This window comes from Xanthomonas sp. SS (assembly GCF_014236835.1).
Lineage (GTDB): Bacteria > Pseudomonadota > Gammaproteobacteria > Xanthomonadales > Xanthomonadaceae > Xanthomonas_A.
This window is the reverse complement of sequence record NZ_CP051190.1, coordinates 3,290,507-3,309,460: the sequence shown is the minus strand read 5'-3', so window position 1 is coordinate 3,309,460 and position 18,954 is coordinate 3,290,507. Positions and strand designations below refer to the sequence as shown.

Genomic DNA, 18,954 nt, shown 5'->3' with positions numbered 1-18,954 from the left:
CCATCAACGGCCTAGCGAAAAATCCACCGGCACCAAGCCATACGCCTGAACCGGCACTCCTTGCTGCAATGCAGCATGAAACTTCCAGCGCTTCAGCACCTGCTCACGCGCGGCCTGGTCGAGGATCCGGTGGCCGCTGCTCTTGGCGATGCTGACCTCCAGCGGCTGCCCGTCGACGCCGACCAGCACGCGCAGCAACACGCTGCCCTGCAGGCCGTCGCGCAGCGCATCGCGCGGGTAGGGCGGGGCCGGCGCACGCAGGTATTGCAGCTGCATGCCGGCGACCGGTGCGCTGACCTGATCCGACGGCACGCTTGGCTCGGCCGCGGTGGGCGCCGGATCGGCGGCCTCGGCCTGCATCGGCATCGGGCTGGTGTCGGCCAGCGGCGCCTGCACCGGGGTCGGGACCGGTACGGCGGTCGGCACCCGCGGCTGGGTCATGGGTCGTTTCTCGGGCAGCACCGTGGCTTGCGGCGGCGTTGGCGTGACCGGGACCACGATCGGTTGTTGCCAGACGGGTTGCGCCTTGGCCGGCTCCTGCGGCGGCGCCACGTGCGAGAGCGGGATCAGCAACAGCAGCATTGCCAACAGGTGCAGCCCGATCGCGGCGCTGAGCGCCAGGATCCGCGACAGGTCGATACCGAACGAGGGAGCGGGGAGTTGCGTGCGAACCATGATCCACCTCCATGATGAGTGCGTCTTGTGGACTTGCGGTACGACCAAACGCGCCAGCGCGGCGGACGGGGTCGATGCGGCACCCGCCCGCGTCTCCGACATTGCGCCTGTTGCAGCTGCCATGGCAAGCGCCGGCAGCGGACCGCACGGCAGCGCCGCGCCACGCGATCGCATGGCGCGGAAACGACGACGGCGCCCGCAGGCGCCGTCGTCGGCAAGCTGGTGCGAGCGGGGCTTACTTGCCCAGTTCGAACACCACGTCCAGGTTGACCGACACGCTGCTCTCGCCGGTCGCCACCGGGGTGCTGTCCATCTCCGCCTTCATCGCCATCGTGCGCATCATCGGCATCGGCCGTACGCCGCCGCCGCTGCCTTCGGAGATGCTGACGATGCGGCGCACGCGCAGACCCAGCGACTTGGCGTAGGTCTGCGCACGGGCCTGCGCCTTCTTCAGCGCATCGACCCGGGCCTGGTCGTACAGCGGTTCCGGATCGTCGATCTCGAAGGTGGGGCCGTTGATCTGGTTGGCGCCCTGCGCGGCCAGCGCGTCCAGCACCTTGCCGAGCTTGGCGATGTCGCGCACTTTCAGGTTGACCGAGTTGCTGGCCTGGTAGCCGAGGATCTGCGGGGCCTGGTTCTCGACGTACTTGTACTGCGGGCTGAGATTGATGCCGCTGGTCTGCACGTCCTTGTCGGCGATGCCGGCGGCGCGCACCGCGGCCAGCACCTTGGTCATCTGCTCGGCGTTCTGGCGCATCGCCGCGGCACTGTCGCTGGCCTGGCTGACCACGCCGGCCGACAGCGTAGCCACGTCCGGCGCGTGCTTGGCCTCGGCCTGGGCGGCGATGTTGAGCAGGGTGCCGTCGGCGGGCACGGCGTAGCCCGGTGCGGCGGTTTGGGCATGGGCGGTCATCGTGCCTCCTAGGGCGAGGGTCAGGGCCAGCAGCAGCGGACGGATCGAGGGTGCACGCATTGGAGGTTCTCCTTGAAAGTGAGGCGAGGGTGTTGCCGCGACGATGAACGCGTCGTGATTCGGAGCGGGGTCGAGTGTGCGCCTGCGGAATTAGCGATCGTTCAGTCAGGCCCGCCGGGTTATCCTTCAGCCATGCTGTATCTCGCTTCCCGTTCCCCCCGCAGAAACGAACTGCTGACGCGCCTGGGCGTGCCGTTCCGGATCCTTGATCTGGAGGTGCCGGAAGTGCGCGCGGCCGACGAATCTGCGCAAGCCTATGTGCGCCGCGTGGCATTGGACAAGGCCCGCGCCGGCATGGCGCAGCTGGCCGGTGCGGCCGATGCGGTGGTGCTCGGCGCCGACACCGAGGTGGTGCTGGACGATCGTGTGTTCGGCAAGCCGGCCGACGCCGCCGACGCGGCGGCGATGCTGTCCGCGCTGTCCGCGCGCACTCATCAGGCGATCACCGCGGTGGCGCTGGTCGCCGCGGCGCGTGAGGAGGTGCTGCTGGTGCCGACCCAGGTCAGCTTCGCGGCCTTGTCGGCGCAGGACATCGCCGACTACGTGGCCAGCGGCGAACCGATGGGGCGCGCCGGCGCCTACGCGATCCAGGGCGGCGCCGAGCGCTTCGTCAGCCGCCTGGACGGCAGTTATTCCGGGGTGATGGGCCTGCCCCTGCACCAAACTTCCCAACTGCTGCGCGCCTTCGGAGTGCTTTGATGTCGCAAGAGATCCTGGTCAACGTCACACCGCGCGAGACCCGGGTGGCCGTCATCGAGAACGGCATGCTGCAGGAACTGCACATCGAGCGCGGCTGGCGCCGCGGGGTGGTGGGCAACATCTACAAGGGCCGGGTGCAGCGGGTCATGCCGGGCATGCAGGCGGCGTTCGTCGAGGTCGGGCTGGAGCGCGCGGCGTTCCTGCACGCCAACGACGTGGTGCGGCCGGCGCCGGTGGCCAACGGCGACACCGACGAGGCGCCGCCGTTGCCGGTGGCGTCGGGGGTGCCGATCGTGGAGCTGCTGCGCGACGGCCAGGACATCGTGGTGCAGGTGGTCAAGGACCCGATCGGCAGCAAGGGCGCGCGGCTGACCACGCAGATCAGCATTCCCTCGCGCTACCTGGTGCTGCTGCCGCAGTCGCGGGTGATCGGGGTGTCGGCGCGGATCGAGGACGAAGCCGAGCGGCTGCGCCTGAAGACCCTGGTCGCCGACCTGGCCGCCAGCCACGGCGGCTTCGGCTACATCATCCGCACCAACGCCGAGGGCCAGCCGGCCGAAGCGCTGGCCGAGGACATCGCCTACCTGTCGCGGGTATGGGCCGTGGTCGAGCGGCGCGGCCGCGACGGCGCCCCGGCCAGCATCATCTACGAAGACCTGAGCCTGCCGCTGCGCGCGGTGCGCGACCTGATCCGCAAGGACGTGGAGAAGGTCAAGGTCGATTCGCACGAGACCTTCGAACGGCTGCAGGCGTTCGTCGCCAAGTACATGCCGATCCTGGCCGAGCGCCTGGAGCTGTACACCGGCGACCGCCCGATCTTCGACCTGTACGGCGTGGAGGACGAGATCGCGCGCGCGCTGGACAAGCAGGTGCCGCTGAAGTCCGGCGGCTACCTGGTCATCGACCAGACCGAGGCGATGACCACCATCGACGTCAACACCGGCTCGTTCCTGGGCCAGCGCAACCTCGAGGAAACGGTGTTCCGCACCAACCTGGAGGCGGCGCAGGCGGTGGCGCGGCAGCTGCGGCTGCGCAACCTGGGCGGCATCATCATCATCGACTTCATCGACATGGACGATGCCGAGCATCGCCGCCAGGTGCTGCGCACGCTGGAGAAGGCCTTGTCGCGCGACCACGCCAAGACCACGGTGTACGAATTCTCGCCGCTGGGCCTGGTGGAAATGACCCGCAAGCGCACCGTCGAGAGCCTGGAGCGGCAGCTGTCCGAGCCGTGCCCGGAATGCAGCGGACGCGGTTCGATCAAGACCGCCGAGACCGTGACCTACGAGATCTTCCGCGAGATCACCCGCGCGGTGCGCCAGTTCGACGCGGCGCGGCTGCTGGTGATCGCCTCGAGCAAGGTGGTAGCGCGGATCACTGACGAGGAATCCTCGGCGGTGGCCGAGCTGGAAGAGTTCCTCGGCAAGACCATCCGCTTCCAGGCCGACGAGCAATACCTGCAGGAGCAGTTCGACGTGGTGTTGTTGTGAAGCCGGGATTCGGGATTCGGGATTGGGGATTGGTTGAGCGGCGTGATCGCAACCGGTTGCTGTCCGCACGCGTCGCTTCGGCATTTGCGAATCCCCAATCCCGAATGCCCAATCCCCGCCTCTGATGCCTACCCCCCTGCGCCGCCGCCTGCGCCTGGCTCGCCGTTTCGCGTTCTACGCGGTGGCGATCGGGCTGGTGTGCGTGGCGTTGGTGGTGGGGGCGTTGAGCCAGGCCTTGCCGTTCGTGGAGCGGCATCCGCAGCGGATCCAGGCCTGGCTCAGCGAGCGCGCCGGGCGCCCGATCCAGTTCGACCGGGTCGAGACCGCGTGGACCCGGCGCGGTCCGCTGCTGCGCCTGGACGGCTTGCGCGTGGGCGCCGGCGACGGCGTGCGCGTCGGCCAGGCCGAGGTGCTGGTGTCGATGTACGCCGGCCTGTTGCCGGGCCGCTCGTTCACCGAGCTGCGCCTGCGCGGGCTGGCGCTGACCCTGCTGCGCGGCGCCGACGGCAGCTGGTCGGTGCAGGGCCTGCCGACCACCCAGCAGGGCGGCGATCCGCTGGATGCGCTGCAGGGCCTGGGCGAGCTGCAGGTCATCGATGGCCGGCTGGCGGTGCATGCGCCGGAACTGGGCGTGGAGGCGACGTTGCCGAAGATCGATCTGCGCCTGCGCGTGGACGGCGACCGCCTGCGCGTCGGTGCGCAGGGCTGGATCGATCCCCGGCAGGCGCCGCTGACCGCGGTGCTGGACATGGACCGCCGGCGCGGCAACGGCCAGGCCTATGTGGCCGCGCGCCCCGCCGAGCTGGCCGGCTGGTCGGGGCTGCTGCAGGCCGGCGGCATCCGTGTCGATGGCGGCGCCGGCCAGGTGCAGGGCTGGGCGCAGTTGCGGCAGCATCGGATCGTCGGGGTCAGCGTCGAGGCCACGCTGCGCGACCTGCGCCTGAGCGGCGCGGCGCCGGCCGCCGGCGGCGCGCGGCCGCAGACCGCGTTCACCACGCTGCGCGCCACCGCGCGCTGGCGGCAGATCGACGGCGGCTGGCGGCTGGATGCGCCGCAGTTGCAGATCGGCCAGGCGGGCCAGCCGACGCAGCGCCTGGACGGACTGACCGTGGCCGGCGGGCGCCGCTTCGCGTTGCTCGGCGAGCGCCTGGACCTGGCGCCGCTGCTGGCGGTGGCCGCGCTCAGCGACGGCCTGTCTCCGAACCTGCGCGCCTGGTTGCACGCGGCGCGGCCGCGGCTGCAGCTGACCCAGGTGGCGCTGACCGGCACCGCCGGCGGGCCGCTGTACGGCCAGGGCCGTCTGAGCGAGCTGGCGTTCGCGCCGGTCGGGCAGTCGCCCGGCGTCAGCGGCCTGCGCGGCCGCTTCGATGGCGATGCGCAGGGCGGCGAGCTGGTGCTGGACGCCGCCAGCCCGGTGCGTTTCGACTGGCCCAGCGGGTTCGGCGTGCCCCACGACGTGCAACTGGCCGGGCGCATCGTGGTGTTCCGCGATGGCGAGGACCTGCGCGTGGCGACGCCTGCGCTGCGCGTGCAGGGCACCGATTACGGCGCCGACTTCCGCGGCGGGCTGCGCTTCCAGGCCGACGGCTCAAGGCCATGGATCGATCTGGCCGCCGAGCTGCAGGACGCGCCGGTGGTGGCGGCGAAGAAATTCTGGGTGCATTCGAAGATGAGCAAGGCGGCCACCGACTGGCTGGACGCCGCGCTGCAGGGCGGGCGCCTGCGCGGCGGCCGCGCGCTGGTGTCCGGCGATCTGGACCAGTGGCCGTTCGTCGACCACAACGGCCGCTTCGAGGCCAGCGCGCGGCTGGACGACGGCAAGGTCCGTTTCCAGCGCGAATGGCCGGCGGTGGAGAAGGTGGACGCCGATGTCGTGTTCATCGGCAACGGTTTCCAGGTCCAGGGCCGCGGCGAGATGGGCGGGGTGCCGGTGGAACGGCTGTCGGCGACCTTGCCGGACTACAAGGAGGGCCAGCTCAGCGTGCTGGCCAGCAGCCGCGCCGAGACCGGGCAGTTGCTGGCGATGCTGCGCCAGAGTCCGCTGCGCAAGCGCTATGGCGACACCCTCGACGCGCTCAGCGCCTCCGGCCCGGCCGAGGTCAGTTTCGACCTGCTGCAGCCGTTGCGCCGCGACGTGGGCGTGCATCATCTGCGCGGCAAGGTGGAACTGCTCGGCGCGCACATCGCCGACCGCCGCTGGGATGTGGCCTTCGACGACATGCGCGGCAGTGCCGACTATCGCGACACCGGCTTCGAGGCGCCCAAGCTGGCGGTGCAGTACGCCGGCCATGCCGGCGAACTGGCGCTGCGCGCTGGCGATGGCGTGAGCGATCCGCAGCAGGCCTTCGAGGCGGCGCTGAGCGCCTCGGTGGACGCCGACGAACTGCTCGACCGGGCGCCGGAAATGGCCTGGCTCAAGCCGTTCGTGCAGGGTCGCTCGCGCTGGAACATCGGCGTCGGCATGCCCAAGACCGCCGATGGCGGGGTACAGCCGCCGACCCGCCTGCAGCTGCATTCGGATCTGGTCGGGACGCAGTTGCTGTTTCCGGCGCCGATGGACAAGGGCGTGGCCGCGCCGCTGGCGACCTCGGTCAACGTGCCGCTGCCGGTCGGCACTGGGCGCATCGAGGTGGCCTTCGGCAAGCTGATGGCGCTGGTCGCGCGCAGCCAGAACGGCAAGACCGGGGTCAAGGTGGTGATGGGCAGCGACCACGTGGCCGAGGATCCGCCCAGCAGCGGCCTGACCGTGAGCGGCCGCACCGCCTCGTTGAACGCGATCGACTGGATCGGCCTGGTCAGTCGCCCGGATCCGAACAAGTCGACCACGCCGGGCGCCGAAGACCCGATGCCGCTGCGCCAGATCGACGTGTTGGCCGACCACTTGCTGCTGCTCGGCGGCGTATTCGACAACACCCGGCTGCGGCTGCAGCCGCAGGCCGACACGGTGGCGGTGCATCTGGACGGGCCGGCGTTGGCCGGCGAACTCAGCGTGCCGAGCAAGGAGGGCGGGGTACTCGGCGGCCGCCTGGCGCGGGTGCACTGGCGCGCCGCGCCGGCGGCGAGCGCGCCTGCGTCCGCGGCCGCGGCGCCGGCCAACGCGGCGTCCGATGCAACACCCGCGGCTGCGTCTGCCGCTGCGGCGGTGCGGCCGCTGACCGAGGCGATCGACCCGGCCTCGATCCCGGCGCTGGCGCTGGACGTGGACGACCTGCGTTTCGGCGCGATGAACCTCGGCGCCGCCTCGTTGCGCACCCGCAAGCTGGGCGACGGCATGCAGGTGGACCAACTGCACCTGCGCTCGGACAAGCAGAAGATCGACATCAGCGGCGACTGGCGCGGCAAGGGCGCCACCGCGCGCACCCAGCTCAGCGCTAGCGTGGACAGCCAGGACCTGGGCGAACTGATGCAGAACCTGGACTTCGGCGGCCAGTTGCGCGGTGGCGAAGGCACGCTCAGCCTGCGCGCCGCCTGGCCCGGCGATCCGGCCGGGTTCCAGCTGGCCACGCTGCAGGGCCAGCTCGACGTGGCCGCGCGCAATGGTCAGCTGCTGGAACTGAACCCCGGCGCCGGGCGCGTGCTCGGCCTGCTCAGCGTGGCGCAGCTGCCGCGCCGGCTGATGTTCGATTTCCGCGATTTCTTCTCCAAGGGCTTCGCCTTCAACCGCATCGACGGCCAGGTCCAGTTCGGCGACGGCGTGGCGCGCAGCGAATCGATGCTGATCGACGGCCCGGCCGCTGAGATCAAGGTGCGCGGGCAGGCCGACCTGCGCGCGCAGCAGTTCGACCAGACCATCGACGTCAATCCCAAATCCGGCAATCTGCTGACCGTGGTCGGCGCGGTCGCCGGCGGCCCGGTCGGCGCGGCGGTCGGCGCGGCCGCCAACGCGGTGCTGGGCAAGCCGCTGGGCGCGATCGGCGCACGCACCTACCGTGTCACCGGCCCGTGGAAGGATCCCAAGGTGGAGGTGGTCGAGCGCGAATCGGCGCGTCCGCCGGCGCCGCCCGCGTCGTCCAGAAGTCCCTGAATCGGCGCCTGCGCCGCGCCGCCGGCGCTTGCGCTGAGCGCCCCCGTCCCCCATGTTGAGTCCCATGACCGAAAACGCCCTCGCCCTCGCCGAAACCCGCCTGTTGCTTCCCGCCGGCCTCGATGCCACCAGCCTGGAGCGTGCCTTCGGCACGCTGCTCGGCCCCGGCATCGACTTCGGCGACCTGTATTTCCAGCATTCGCGGCGCGAGAGCTGGAGCGTGGAGGACGGCATCGTCAAGGACGGCGCCCATTCCATCGAGCAGGGCGTGGGGGTGCGCGCGATTTCCGGCGAAAAGACCGGTTTCGCCTATTCCGACGACATCCACCGCGACGCACTGCTGGCCGCGGCGCAATCGGCGCGCGCGATTTCCCGCGACGGCGGCGCGCAGCCGGCGCAATCGCTGCTGCGCGGCAACGGGCGCGCGCTGTATCCGGCGCTGGACCCGGTGGACGGCATGGGCAACGACCTCAAGGTCGAGATGCTGCGGCGCCTGGACCAGTTCCTGCGCGCCGCCGACCCGCGCGTGCAGCAGGTGATGGTCGGCCTGTCCGGCGGCGTGGACACGGTGCTGGTGGCGCGCAGCGACGGCGTGCTCGCCGCCGACGTGCGCCCGCTGGTGCGACTCAACGTGCAGGTGATCGTCGAGCAGAACGGGCGCCGCGAATCCGGCCATGCCGGCGGCGGCGGCCGCTACGGCTACGAAGTGCTGTTCGCCGACGGCCGCCCCGAGGCCTTCGCCAAGGAAGCGCTGCGCCAGGCGCTGGTCAACCTGGAGGCGGTGCCGGCCCCGGCCGGGGTGATGCCGGTGGTGCTGGGTCCCGGCTGGCCCGGCGTGCTGCTGCACGAGGCGGTCGGGCATGGCCTGGAAGGCGACTTCGCGCGCAAGGGCACCAGCGTCTATGCCGGGCGCATCGGCCAGCGCGTGGCCTCGCCGGGCGTGACCATCGTCGACGACGGCACCCTCGACGGCCGCCGCGGCTCGCTGAACGTGGACGACGAAGGCACACCGACCAATTGCACCACGCTGATCGAAGACGGCGTGCTGGTGGGCTACATGCAGGATTCGTTGAACGCGCGGCTGATGGGCGTGGCGCCGACCGGCAACGGCCGCCGCGAATCGTTCGCGCACCTGCCGATGCCGCGCATGACCAACACCTACATGCTGGCCGGCCAGCACGATCCGGAAGAAATGATCCGCTCGGTGAAGAAGGGCCTATACGCGGTCAATTTCGGCGGCGGCCAGGTCGACATCACCAGCGGCAAGTACGTGTTCTCGGCGACCGAGGCCTATCTGATCGAGGACGGCAAGGTCACCGCGCCGGTGAAGGGCGCCACCCTGATCGGCAACGGCCCGGAGACCATGCAGAAGGTGCGCATGATCGGCCACGACCTGGCGCTGGACGAAGGCGTGGGCGTGTGCGGCAAGGACGGGCAGAGCGTGCCGGTCGGCGTCGGCCAGCCGTCGCTGCTGATCGACGGGCTGACCGTGGGCGGGACGGCTTGAGTGCCGGGAATGGGGAACCGGGAAACGGGAATCGGTAGCGCCGCGCGGGACGGCCATGGCGATGCCGGTGCAATTGGTCGGCGTCGCCGCTCAGCGTGCCGAGGCGGTCGTGGGTACGCGACCGTGCGGTGCCGCCGCCGCCGTGGCTCAGTCGCGCGCGTCGTCCTCGAACTCGTCGTCGTCCGCTTCTTCCAGTCCCGAGTCCCCAGTCCCGAGTCCCGAGTCCGCCCCCAGCACCAGTTCGCGCAACTCGCGGAACAATTCCCGGTAGGCGTGCGGCGGCTTGTTCTTCAGCCGCTCTTCCTTGGCGTTGCGGATCAGCTGGCGCAAGCGCTGGCGGTCGGCCTCGGGGTAGTCGCCGAGCAGTTCGGACAGCGCGCTGTCGCCGTCGGCGAGCAGGCGCGTGCGCCAGTCCTCGACCCGGTGGATCGCCGCCACTTCGCGGCGCGCGCCGTCGCTGTTGGCGTCCATCGCCTCGCGGATCGCGTCCAGGGTGGCGTCGTCCTCGCGGCGCATCTGCTTGGCCAGGAACGCCAGCTGCCGCTTGTGCGCGATGTGCGAGGTGATGCGCTTGCTTTCCTCGATATGCGGGATCAGCGACTCGGGCACCGGCAGCTTGGCCAGCTGCGCCGGGGTCAGCGCCACCAGCTTCTCGCCCAGGGTCAGCACTTCCAGCGCCGCGCGGCGCTGCTGGCTGCGGCTGTCGCCGCGGAATTCACCGGTGTCTTCGTCGCGTCCGCGCATGGTCTTTCCAATTCGAATTTTTCGCTCCGCGTTGCGCGGAGCCGTTACCTCTACAGGATAAAGCATTGAACGCGATCACTTCCGAACTGCGCCGCGACGACAGCCTGGAACGCCTGGAGCGCCTGTCCGACATCGCCGAGCGACTGTTGGCGCGGGCGCGCGAGCTGGGCGCCAGCCAGGCCGAGGTCAGCTGCAGCGAAGACCGCGGGCTGGACGTCAACGTGCGCCTGGGCGCGGTGGAAACGGTCGAGGCCACCCGCGACCGCGGCATCGGCGTCACCGTCTACTTCGGCCAGCGCAAGGGCAGCGCCAGCACCGCCGACCTGCACGAATCCAGCCTCGAGGCGACCGTCGCCCAGGCCTGCGCGATCGCCCGCTACACCGAGGACGACGTCGCCGCCGGGCTGGCCGACGCGGCGCTGATGGCGCGCGACATGCCCGAGCTGGACCGCTGGCATCCGTGGGCGCTGGAGCCGGAGCAGGCGATCGAACTGGCCCTGGCCTGCGAGGCCGCCGGCCGCGACGCCGACCCGCGCGTGGCCAATTCCGACGGCGCCTCGGCCGGCAGCAGCGAGAGCCTGTCGGTGTACGCGAACTCGCACGGCTTCGTCGGCCGCGAGCGCAGCACCCACCACTCGATCGGCTGCGCGCTGATCGCCGGCCACGGCGACGGCATGCAGCGCGACGGCTGGTACAGCAGCGCGCTGGCGCGCGAGGATCTCGAACAGCCGGCGGCGATCGGCCGCCGCGCCGCCGAGCGCACCGTGGCCCGGCTGCAGCCGCGCTCGCTGCCGACCGGCGAGTTGCCGGTGCTGTTCGCCCCGGAGATGGCGCGTTCGCTGGTCGGGCACCTGCTCGGCGCGGTGTCCGGCGGCGCGCTGTACCGCCGCGCCAGCTTCCTGCTCGACAGCGTCGGCACCCGCCTGTTCCCGGACTGGTTCGCGATCGACGAACTGCCGCACCTGCGCCGCGGCCTGCGCTCGTCGACCTTCGACGGCGAGGGCGTGGCCACCCGTGCCGCGCCGCTGATTGCCGGCGGGGTGCTGCAGCGCTACGTGCTGGGCAGCTACTCGGCGCGCAAGCTCGGCCTGCAGACCACCGCCAACGCCGGCGGCGTGCACAACCTGCAGGTCGCGGCCAACGCGGACGACCTGGCGTCGATCGCCGCCGGCATCCCGCGCGGCCTGCTGGTCACCGAACTGATGGGCAGCGGCGTCAACCCGGTCACCGGCGACTATTCGCGCGGCGCCGGCGGCTTCTGGATCGAGAACGGCGCCATCGCCTATCCGGTGGACGAGGTCACCATTGCCGGCAACCTGCGCGAGATGTTCCAGCGCATCGAGGCGGTCGGCCGCGACATCGACGTGCGCTCGCACGTGCACATCGGTGCGGTGCTGGTCGGCAAGATGACGGTGGCCGGAAGCGACTGAGGCAGCCGCTGCCCGGTCCGGACGGCGGCGTGGGCGAACGCGACCGCCGCGCGCGTCGGCGCCGGGGTGCTGGATCCGGCCGCGTCGGCGCTGCAGCGCGCGCTGGCGGTGACCGCGCATCTGTCGATGTGGCTGTGCGCGTTCGCCGCGGCGAACGTCCATCTCTTCTATCTAATGTATACGCTGCCGTTGCTGTGGCTGCCGCCAGCCTGCCTGTGGCTGGCGACCAGGCGGCGCCTTCGCTTCGCTGCCGCGCATTGCGCGCAGGCGGTGGCCCTTGGCGCCTGCCTGTCGCTGCTGTGCGTGCTGCTGCTGACGCCAGCGCTGCTGATCTTTGGCGCTGCGTTGATCGTGCTGCCGCTGCTGATCGTGGTCCTGCTGGTAGGCATGGCGTTCGGCCTGGCCGCTGCGGTCGCGGCCGCGTTTGGCCAACGCTACCGCCATCCGCTGCTGCCCCGGGGCGACGCCTGAGCAGGCGCCCGTCGCAGCGGCGCGGCGTTCGCATGACTTGACAGGCTCGCGCGGGCCACCGAGAGTGGCGCGCGAAGCGCATTGCCCACTCACCACCCATAAGGAAAGGAATACCGATGAGCGAATTCGACAACGTGACCGCACCGCCGCCGCCGCCGGCTGCTGCCGGCCCGCAGGAAGACCGCACGGTCGCCTTGATCACCCATCTGTCGGGCATCATCGCCGGCTTCATCGTCCCGTTGATCATCTGGCTGATCAACAAGGACAACCCGGCCAAGTCGTTCCTCAACGATCAGGCCAAGGAAGCGCTGAATTTCCAGATCACCGTCGCCATCGCCTATGTGATCTGCGTGGTGCTCAGCGTCATCGTGATCGGCGGACTGCTGATGCCGGTGGTGTGGGTGGTGAACCTGGTGTTCTGCATCCTGGCCGGGATCAAGGCCAACGAAGGCGTGGCCTACCGCTACCCGTTCGCGCTGCGCCTGATCAAGTAAGCGCGCGATCCGGTTTGCGAAGAAGGCCCGGCATTCGCCGGGCCTTTTTTATTTCGACCGCTTGGCAACCGGCGGTTCGAGGCCAAGTCCCGGTGCCGCTGCGACGGCCGCGGCCACGAAGTCCAGCACCGCGCGCACCGGCGCAGCGCGGCGCAGATCGCGGTGAACGACCAGCCAGATATCGCGCGAGAACATGCTTCCCGTGTGTTCCAGCCGCAGCATCGCGGGGTCTGCGTCGCCCAGAAAGCACGGCAGGCCGGCGACGCCGGCCCCGGCCCGCGCCGCGGCCAGGTGACTGCCGATATCGCTGAGTTCGCAGCCGACCGTTCGCTTGCCGGCGATATCCAGCAGCCACTGTTGCTGCGGCATGTCGGCGAATTGCGCGTCGTAGGCGATGAAGGTCCAGTCCTCGGGGCGGTGCGCCGCCGCGTAGTCGCGGCTCGCGTACAGCGCGAACGGCATCTGCGCGAGCTTGCGCACGACGCTGCTGGCTTCGGTGGGGCGCACCAGCCGCAGGGCGACGTCGGCTTCGCGCCGGCTAAGCGAGACCTGCTGCGCCTGCGCCAGCAGCGACAGGCGGATGCCGGGGTAGTCGTTGCGGAAATCGGGCAGCCGCTGTGCCAGCAGGTGCGTCACCAGCACTGGCGGCGCGCTGAGCGTCACGGTTCCACTCAGCGGCGTGTGGTCGGCACGGACCAGGCGTTCCGCGGCGAAGGCGGCCGTTTCCATCGTTTTGGCGTGTTCGTAGAGGTGCACGCCAATGGGTGTCAGGCGGCAGCAACGCGGCAGGCGCTCGACCAGCGCTGCCTGCAGCTCGGTTTCCAGCGCGGTCAGCCGCCGGCTGACCGTGGCATGGTCTACGTGCAGGGCGCGGGCCGCGCCGGACAAGGTGCCGGCGCGCGCCACCGCCAGGAAATGACGAAAGTTCTCCCAATCGAACATCTGTGCGTTTTCTCCAGGCTGGCTGGCGATTTTAGGGAATTTGCGCGGACATGGGCGGCGCCTAGCATGCGGCGTCATCGCATTTCGGACGCATTCCATGTCTTCGTCTTCTCCTTCCGCGCGCGGCACGCTGTTGGCGGCCGCGCTCGGCTTCGTCGTGGTGTTGCTTGATGTCAGCGTGGTCAATGTGGCACTGGACGCCTTGCGCCAGCGCTTCGCCACCGATGTGGCCGGCCTGCAATGGGTCATCAACGCCTATACGCTGGTGTTCGCCGCCTTGCTGCTGAGCAGCGGCGCGCTCGGCGACCGCTACGGCGCGCGGCGCATCTTCCTGCTCGGCTTCGTGGTGTTCACCCTGGCATCGGCCGCATGCGGCCTGGCCGGCAGCCTGCCGCTGCTGATCGCCGCGCGCCTGGTGCAGGGTCTGGGCGCGGCGCTGCTGGTGCCCAATTCGTTGTCCATGCTGCAACAGGCGTTCCCGGATCGCGAGCGGCGCAGCCGTGCAGTGGGCTGGTGGGGCGCCTGCGGCGGCATCTCGCTGGCGGCCGGGCCGGTGCTGGGCGGAGTGCTGGTGACCCACCTGGGCTGGCGCAGCATTTTCCTGCTCAACCTGCCTCTCGGCGCGCTCGGAATCTGGCTGACGCTGCGCCATGTCGCCGCGCATGGCGGCAGCCATCGGCGCAGCCTGGACTGGGGCGGGCAGGCGACGGCGATCGTGGCGTTGGCGGCGACGACCATGGCCTTGACCGAAGCCGGCCCGCTCGGCTGGACCCATGGCCTGGTCCTAGTCAGCCTGTTGCTGGCGGTGGTGGCGGCGCTGGGGTTCGTCTGGATCGAGGCGCATAGCCCCGCGCCGATGTTGCCGTTGCCGCTGTTGCGGATTCCGACCTTCGCCGTGGCCTCGGTCGCCGGCGTGGTGGTGAACTTCGCCTACTACGGCTTGATCTTCGTGTTCAGCCTGTTCTTCCAGATCCAACAGCAGCTCTCGCCGCAACTGGCGGGCTTGGCCTTCCTGCCGATGACGCTGGTGCTGATGGCGGTCAATGTGCTGGCGGGGCGGCTGATCACCCGCGTGGGCAGCCGGCGCTTGATGGTCGCGGGCTTGCTGCTGGCGGCGCTGGGCTATGCGCTGCTGCTGCCGGTCAGCATCGATGGCGGCTATTGGCGCCTGGTGGTGCCGATGCTGCTGGCGGCCAGCGGCATCGCGCTGCTGGTGCCGACCATGACCAACGCGACGCTGTCGGCGGTGGACGCGTCGCGCGCGGGGATCGCGTCCGGCGTGCTCAATTCCGCACGGCAGGTCGGCGGCATGCTCGGCGTGGCGATCTTCGGCTATCTGATTCGGGATACCGCGGCCGCGGCCTTCATGCGCGGCATGCATGCGGCGATCGGCATTTCCGTGGCGTTGCTGCTGTGCGCGAGCGCGCTGTGCTGGTTCGGCATCCGCCCGGAGCGCGCGGCGGCTTGACCGAGTCCGTGGGCGCTGTGGCGCCTGCACCGCTTGCTGGTCCGCGATCTCCTCTCGCCGCAGCAGATCGCGTCTGCGCCGGGTCAACCCGGGCGCGTGTCGGGCGTTTGCATTACCGATGCCGAACCGGAGTGCCGCATGATCCGACGCGAAACCCTGAGTGCCGCGAACCGCTTCGGCCTGGGCGCACGCCCCGGCGAACTGGCGACCATCGACGATCCGCGCGCGTGGCTGGCCGCGCAGTTGCGCGCGCCGCCCGCAGCCGTCCCCGCCATGCGAGGCTTGCCCGACAGCCTGGACTATCTGCGCCGCGAAGCGGCCTATCAGCGCGAACGGCGTCAGGCGCGGATGCAGACGCCAGCGGATGCCAAGCCCGCGCAGCAGGGCGCGCGCGGCCTGTACCGGCAGGCGCAGGCGCAGGAATTGGCGGCGCGCTACGCGGTCGCGGTGGCCAGCGCGGACGGCTTCGCCGAACGTCTCGTGCATTTCTGGTCCAACCATTTCGCGGTCTCGGTCGACAAGCGCGCGGCCGCGCTGTACGCCGCGCCGATGGAACGCGAAGCGATCCGCCCGCAGTGCATGGGCCGCTTCGCCGACCTGCTGCTGGCGGTGGAGCGGCATCCGGCGATGCTGCGCTACCTGGACAACGCCAATTCGATCGGTCCCGACTCGGTGCTGGCGCAACGCGCGCAGCGGCGCGCGGCGCGCCAGGGCCAGGATGCGCCGCCGCGCCGGCCCGGACTCAACGAGAACCTGGCGCGCGAGATCCTGGAGCTGCACACGCTGGGCGTGGACGGCGGCTACACCCAGGCCGACGTCACCGAACTGGCGCGCGCGATCACCGGCTGGGGCGTGCCGATGCCACGCGATTTCGAGCAGGGCGCGCCCGATCGCGCTTTCGTGTTTCGCGCTCCGGCGCATGCCGCTGGCAGCCGTCAGGTCCTGGGCCGGCGCTATGCCGAAGCCGGGCTGGAGCAGGGCGAGGCGATCCTGGCCGCATTGGCCCGGCACCCGGCCACCGCACGGCATGTATCGCTGAAGCTGGCGCGGCATTTCGTCCACGACGATCCGCCGCCTGCGTTGGTGCAGCGCATGGCCGACGCCTGGCTGCGCAGCGATGGGCACTTGCCCAGCGTGTACCGCGCGCTGATCGACAGCCCCGAAGCGTGGAGCGCGCAGGCGCGCAAGTTCAAGCCGCCGCAGGATTTCGTGCTGTCGGCGCTGCGCGCCAGCGGCGAATGGCCGCAGGCGCCGGCACAGCAGAACATGGTGTTCGGCCTGCTGATGCGGATGGGGCAACCGCCGTTCACGCCGCGCTCGCCGGCCGGCTATGCCGACGTGGCCGCCGAATGGAGCGGGCCGGATGCGCTGTGGAAGCGGGTGCAGGCGGCCGAGGCGCTGGCCGGGCTGGCCGCACCGACCGATCCGCTGGCGTTGGCCAGCACCGTGTTCGCCACGACGCTGGACCAGGACACCGGCACGGCCTTGCGCCGCGCCGAATCGCCGCGCGACGGCGTGGCCTTGCTGTTGGCCAGCCCGGCCTTCCAATGGCGCGCCTGAGCGGCGCGTCGCACATCACGATCGCGGAGAACGCCCGATGCAGCTGACACGCCGCCGTTTTCTCGCCGCCAGCGGTGCGGCCACGTTGTTGAGCCTGTGGTCCGGCTCCGGTCTGGCCACGCCGGGGCCGGACACGCGGCTGCTGGTGGTGTTGCTGCGCGGCGCGCTGGATGGGCTGCATGCGTTGGTGCCGCAGGACGATGCGGACTACGCGCGGTTGCGTGGCGCGCTGGCGCCGCAGCAGACCCTGGCCCTGGACGGCAGCTTCGCGCTGCACCCGGCGCTGGCCTTCGCCCACGAGCTGTATGCGCGCAAGCAGTGGCTGCCGGTGGTGGCGGTGGCGCCGCCGTATCGGCAACGCTCGCATTTCGAAGCGCAGGACTGCCTGGAAAACGGCACCGCGCGGCCCAGCGGCGCCTCCAGCGGCTGGCTCAACCGTTGCGCGGCGGCGCTGCACGGTGCCGAGGCGCTCTCGGTGAGCACGGTGACGCCGTTGATCATGCGCGGTCCGGGCGCGGTCAGCAGTTGGTCGCCGCCGTTGCCGACCGCGGTCAATCCGATCCTGCTGCAGCGGCTGCAGCCCCTGTACGCCGCGGACGCGCAACTGGCCGACGGCTTCGCGCGCGCGGTGCGCGGGCAGGGCATGCAGGTGGACAGCGTCAAGGGCGGGCAGCTGCCGCAGGCGATGAGCGCCGCCGCCAGCTTCATGGCCAAGGCCGACGGCCCGCGGATCGGTTTCGTCGAGGATTCGGGCTGGGACACGCACGGCAACCAGGCCGCGGTGCTGCAGCGCAAGCTGGCCGAGCTCGATGCCGGAGTGCGCGCGTTCCACGACGGCGCCGGTGCCAGCTGGGAGCGCAGCGTGGTCGCGGTGGTGACCGAGTTCGGACGCACGGCGGCGGTCAACGGTACCGGCGGTACCGATCACGGCACCGGGGGCGTCGCCTTCCTGGCCGGTGGCGCGATCCGCGGCGGGCGCATTGCCGGCGACTGGCCGGGGCTGTCGCCGCGGGCCTTGAACGATGGCCGCGATCTGCGTGCGACGGCCGACCTGCGCGGCCTGTTCAAGCATCTTTTGAGCGCCCACCTGGGCGTGTCCGAAGCGGCGCTGGAAACGCAGGTGTTTCCGGGCAGCGGTGCGGTGCGGGCGATGGAGGGACTGGTGCTGTCGCGCTGAGAGGGCAGGCCGACGTGGGCTCTACGGCGTCCAATCCGTTGCCGCATGCACGACGGACATGGCCGCCGCTCGGCGTCCGATGCGGCGGCCATTGACCCTTGCTGCTGCGACCCCGGTGCCGGCATGGCCTGCCGGCACCGGTCGCGCGTACGCTGGGTACGCTGCCAGGCTCAGTTCTGCGCCGGGCTGTTCTCGGCGAAGTACTCGTGGCTGTCGGCGTTCTTCACCGCACGCGCCGGGTTGCTGGTGGCCAGGCTGCGCGCCGCGCTCTGGCCATAGGCGTAGTCCGAAGTGCCGGCGACCACGGTGAAGTGGCTCATCTCGTGGATCAGGGTGCCGGCCTTGGAGTCGGTGCCGGTCAGCGGCGCGCTCCAGAACGCGTTGCAGACGTAGATCTGGTACGGCTGGTTGGCGTAGACGTAGGCGTAGGAGCTGTCGCTGCAGCCGCAGTTGATGGTGACCTGGCCGTTGTTCTGGTCGATCGCCGCGTCGATGTTGACGAAGTTGGAGGTGGCGGTGCTGTAGCGGCTGGCGTTGTACGCACCGAACCAGGAGGTGTAGCGCGCGCCGGTGCTGCCGCCGTTGAGATAGGTCTTGGCGTTCTGCGAGTAGGTGCGCGCCGAGTTCACCGCGCTGCCGATGGTGCTGATCTGGCTGCTGCTGCACGAGGCGTAGTTGATGCCGTTGACCACGGCCTGCGGACCGGCCATCAGCTCGTTGCGCACTGCGCGGCCGCGGCCGTTCAGCCATAGCGTCAGCGGTGTACCGGTGACCGTCTGCGGCTGGCCGTCGGCGCGCTGCATCCTGCTGCCGTCGGCGAACGCGGCGTATTGCAGCGATGCGTTGAGGTTGATGGTGTAGTTGCCGCTGCGCGACAGGTCGTAGGTGCTGGCCAGGTCGATCTGCGTGTGCCGCGCTTCGCCCGGCTGCAGGGTCACGTAATCCTCCGCGCGCGGCGCGGCGCGCTTGACCAGGCGCCCGACGTAATCGACCGTGCTGCCGTCGCGCTGGATCTCGAACAGGCTGGCATCGAGTTCGCCCAGCGGCAATTCCCACTTGGGCACGCGCGCCACGCGCTCGCCGGTGTTGCGCACGGTGACCGCGATCTGGCCGCGGTACTGGCCGTCCGCGTCGGCGACCGGCGCCAGTTCGACCTGCAGCGGCGTGGTGGTGCGCGACAGCTGCGATTGCGCAGTGGCCGCCGACATGAGGCCGACCAGGCTGAAGCCGATGGCTGCCGAGATCAGGGATGCGTGTTTCATGCAGGCTCTCTCCGTCGAAAAGTGGATGCCCATGCGAG

At 70.7% G+C, this 18,954-nt stretch carries 15 protein-coding genes; 10 read left to right on the top strand and 5 right to left on the bottom strand.

What is annotated here, in order from left to right; translation table 11 throughout:
• Nucleotides 1-3: 3 nt before the first annotated feature.
• Entirely contained in the window at nt 4-675 is a 672-nt protein-coding gene (locus tag HEP74_RS13700) for an energy transducer TonB (RefSeq protein ID WP_185813347.1), read from the bottom strand.
• 235 nt (nt 676-910) lie between these two features.
• A complete protein-coding gene (locus HEP74_RS13695) occupies nt 911-1,648 on the bottom strand; it encodes an SIMPL domain-containing protein (RefSeq protein ID WP_185813346.1) in 738 nt (245 codons plus the stop codon).
• 132 nt (nt 1,649-1,780) lie between these two features.
• Here HEP74_RS13695 and HEP74_RS13690 point away from each other — a divergent pair, with 132 nt between their 5' ends.
• The 4 genes from HEP74_RS13690 (at nt 1,781) to tldD (ending at nt 9,368) form a co-directional block, all read left to right on the top strand.
• Nucleotides 1,781-2,347: a Maf family nucleotide pyrophosphatase gene (locus tag HEP74_RS13690; RefSeq protein ID WP_185813345.1), complete on the top strand. Its 567-nt coding sequence runs from the start codon at nt 1,781-1,783 to the stop codon at nt 2,345-2,347.
• The gene (rng, locus tag HEP74_RS13685; protein ID WP_185813344.1) at nt 2,347-3,837 is read left to right on the top strand and encodes a ribonuclease G; all 1,491 of its coding nucleotides are present in this window, start codon (nt 2,347-2,349) and stop codon (nt 3,835-3,837) included. The genes HEP74_RS13690 and rng overlap by 1 nt, the downstream gene beginning before the upstream one ends.
• A gap of 124 nt (nt 3,838-3,961) precedes the next feature.
• A complete protein-coding gene (locus tag HEP74_RS13680) occupies nt 3,962-7,861 on the top strand; it encodes a YhdP family protein (RefSeq protein ID WP_185813343.1) in 3,900 nt (1,299 codons plus the stop codon).
• Nucleotides 7,862-7,925: 64 nt separating this feature from the next.
• A complete protein-coding gene (tldD, locus tag HEP74_RS13675; RefSeq protein WP_185813342.1) occupies nt 7,926-9,368 on the top strand; it encodes a metalloprotease TldD in 1,443 nt (480 codons plus the stop codon).
• Between the two features lie 147 nt (nt 9,369-9,515).
• Here tldD and yjgA read toward each other — a convergent pair whose 3' ends face one another.
• Nucleotides 9,516-10,112 carry a ribosome biogenesis factor YjgA gene (gene yjgA, locus HEP74_RS13670; RefSeq protein WP_185813341.1) on the bottom strand — a complete coding sequence of 199 codons (597 nt, stop codon included), beginning with the start codon at nt 10,110-10,112 and terminating at the stop codon, nt 9,516-9,518.
• Between the two features lie 65 nt (nt 10,113-10,177).
• On the opposite strand from yjgA, the gene pmbA reads away from it, so the two are divergent.
• From pmbA to HEP74_RS13655, 3 genes are all read left to right on the top strand, one after another.
• Entirely contained in the window at nt 10,178-11,542 is a 1,365-nt protein-coding gene (gene pmbA / locus HEP74_RS13665; protein WP_185813340.1) for a metalloprotease PmbA, read from the top strand.
• A gap of 66 nt (nt 11,543-11,608) precedes the next feature.
• Entirely contained in the window at nt 11,609-12,013 is a 405-nt protein-coding gene (locus tag HEP74_RS13660) for a magnetosome magnetite crystal formation protein family (RefSeq protein ID WP_255423860.1), read from the top strand.
• 116 nt (nt 12,014-12,129) lie between these two features.
• Nucleotides 12,130-12,507 carry a DUF4870 domain-containing protein gene (locus HEP74_RS13655; RefSeq protein ID WP_185813339.1) on the top strand — a complete coding sequence of 126 codons (378 nt, stop codon included), beginning with the start codon at nt 12,130-12,132 and terminating at the stop codon, nt 12,505-12,507.
• Between the two features lie 48 nt (nt 12,508-12,555).
• Here the strand turns inward: HEP74_RS13655 and HEP74_RS13650 are convergent, their stop codons facing one another.
• On the bottom strand, nt 12,556-13,635 hold the full coding sequence (locus tag HEP74_RS13650; RefSeq protein WP_255427745.1) for a LysR family transcriptional regulator: 1,080 nt from the start codon (nt 13,633-13,635) through the stop codon (nt 12,556-12,558).
• Here HEP74_RS13650 and HEP74_RS13645 point away from each other — a divergent pair.
• The 3 genes from HEP74_RS13645 to HEP74_RS13635 all read left to right on the top strand — a co-directional run bounded on the left by HEP74_RS13645 (nt 13,607) and on the right by HEP74_RS13635 (nt 17,654).
• On the top strand, nt 13,607-14,917 hold the full coding sequence (locus HEP74_RS13645) for an MFS transporter (RefSeq protein ID WP_255427744.1): 1,311 nt from the start codon (nt 13,607-13,609) through the stop codon (nt 14,915-14,917). The two genes, HEP74_RS13650 and HEP74_RS13645, sit on opposite strands and share 29 nt — an antisense overlap.
• Before the next feature lie 138 nt (nt 14,918-15,055).
• Nucleotides 15,056-16,477, top strand: a complete 1,422-nt coding sequence (locus HEP74_RS13640; RefSeq protein WP_185813337.1) for a DUF1800 domain-containing protein — start codon at nt 15,056-15,058, stop codon at nt 16,475-16,477.
• Between the two features lie 37 nt (nt 16,478-16,514).
• Nucleotides 16,515-17,654 carry a DUF1501 domain-containing protein gene (locus HEP74_RS13635; RefSeq protein ID WP_185813336.1) on the top strand — a complete coding sequence of 380 codons (1,140 nt, stop codon included), beginning with the start codon at nt 16,515-16,517 and terminating at the stop codon, nt 17,652-17,654.
• Between the two features lie 170 nt (nt 17,655-17,824).
• Here HEP74_RS13635 and HEP74_RS13630 read toward each other — a convergent pair whose 3' ends face one another.
• Nucleotides 17,825-18,916: a M35 family metalloendopeptidase gene (locus HEP74_RS13630; RefSeq protein ID WP_185813335.1), complete on the bottom strand. Its 1,092-nt coding sequence runs from the start codon at nt 18,914-18,916 to the stop codon at nt 17,825-17,827.
• Nucleotides 18,917-18,954 lie beyond the last annotated feature (38 nt).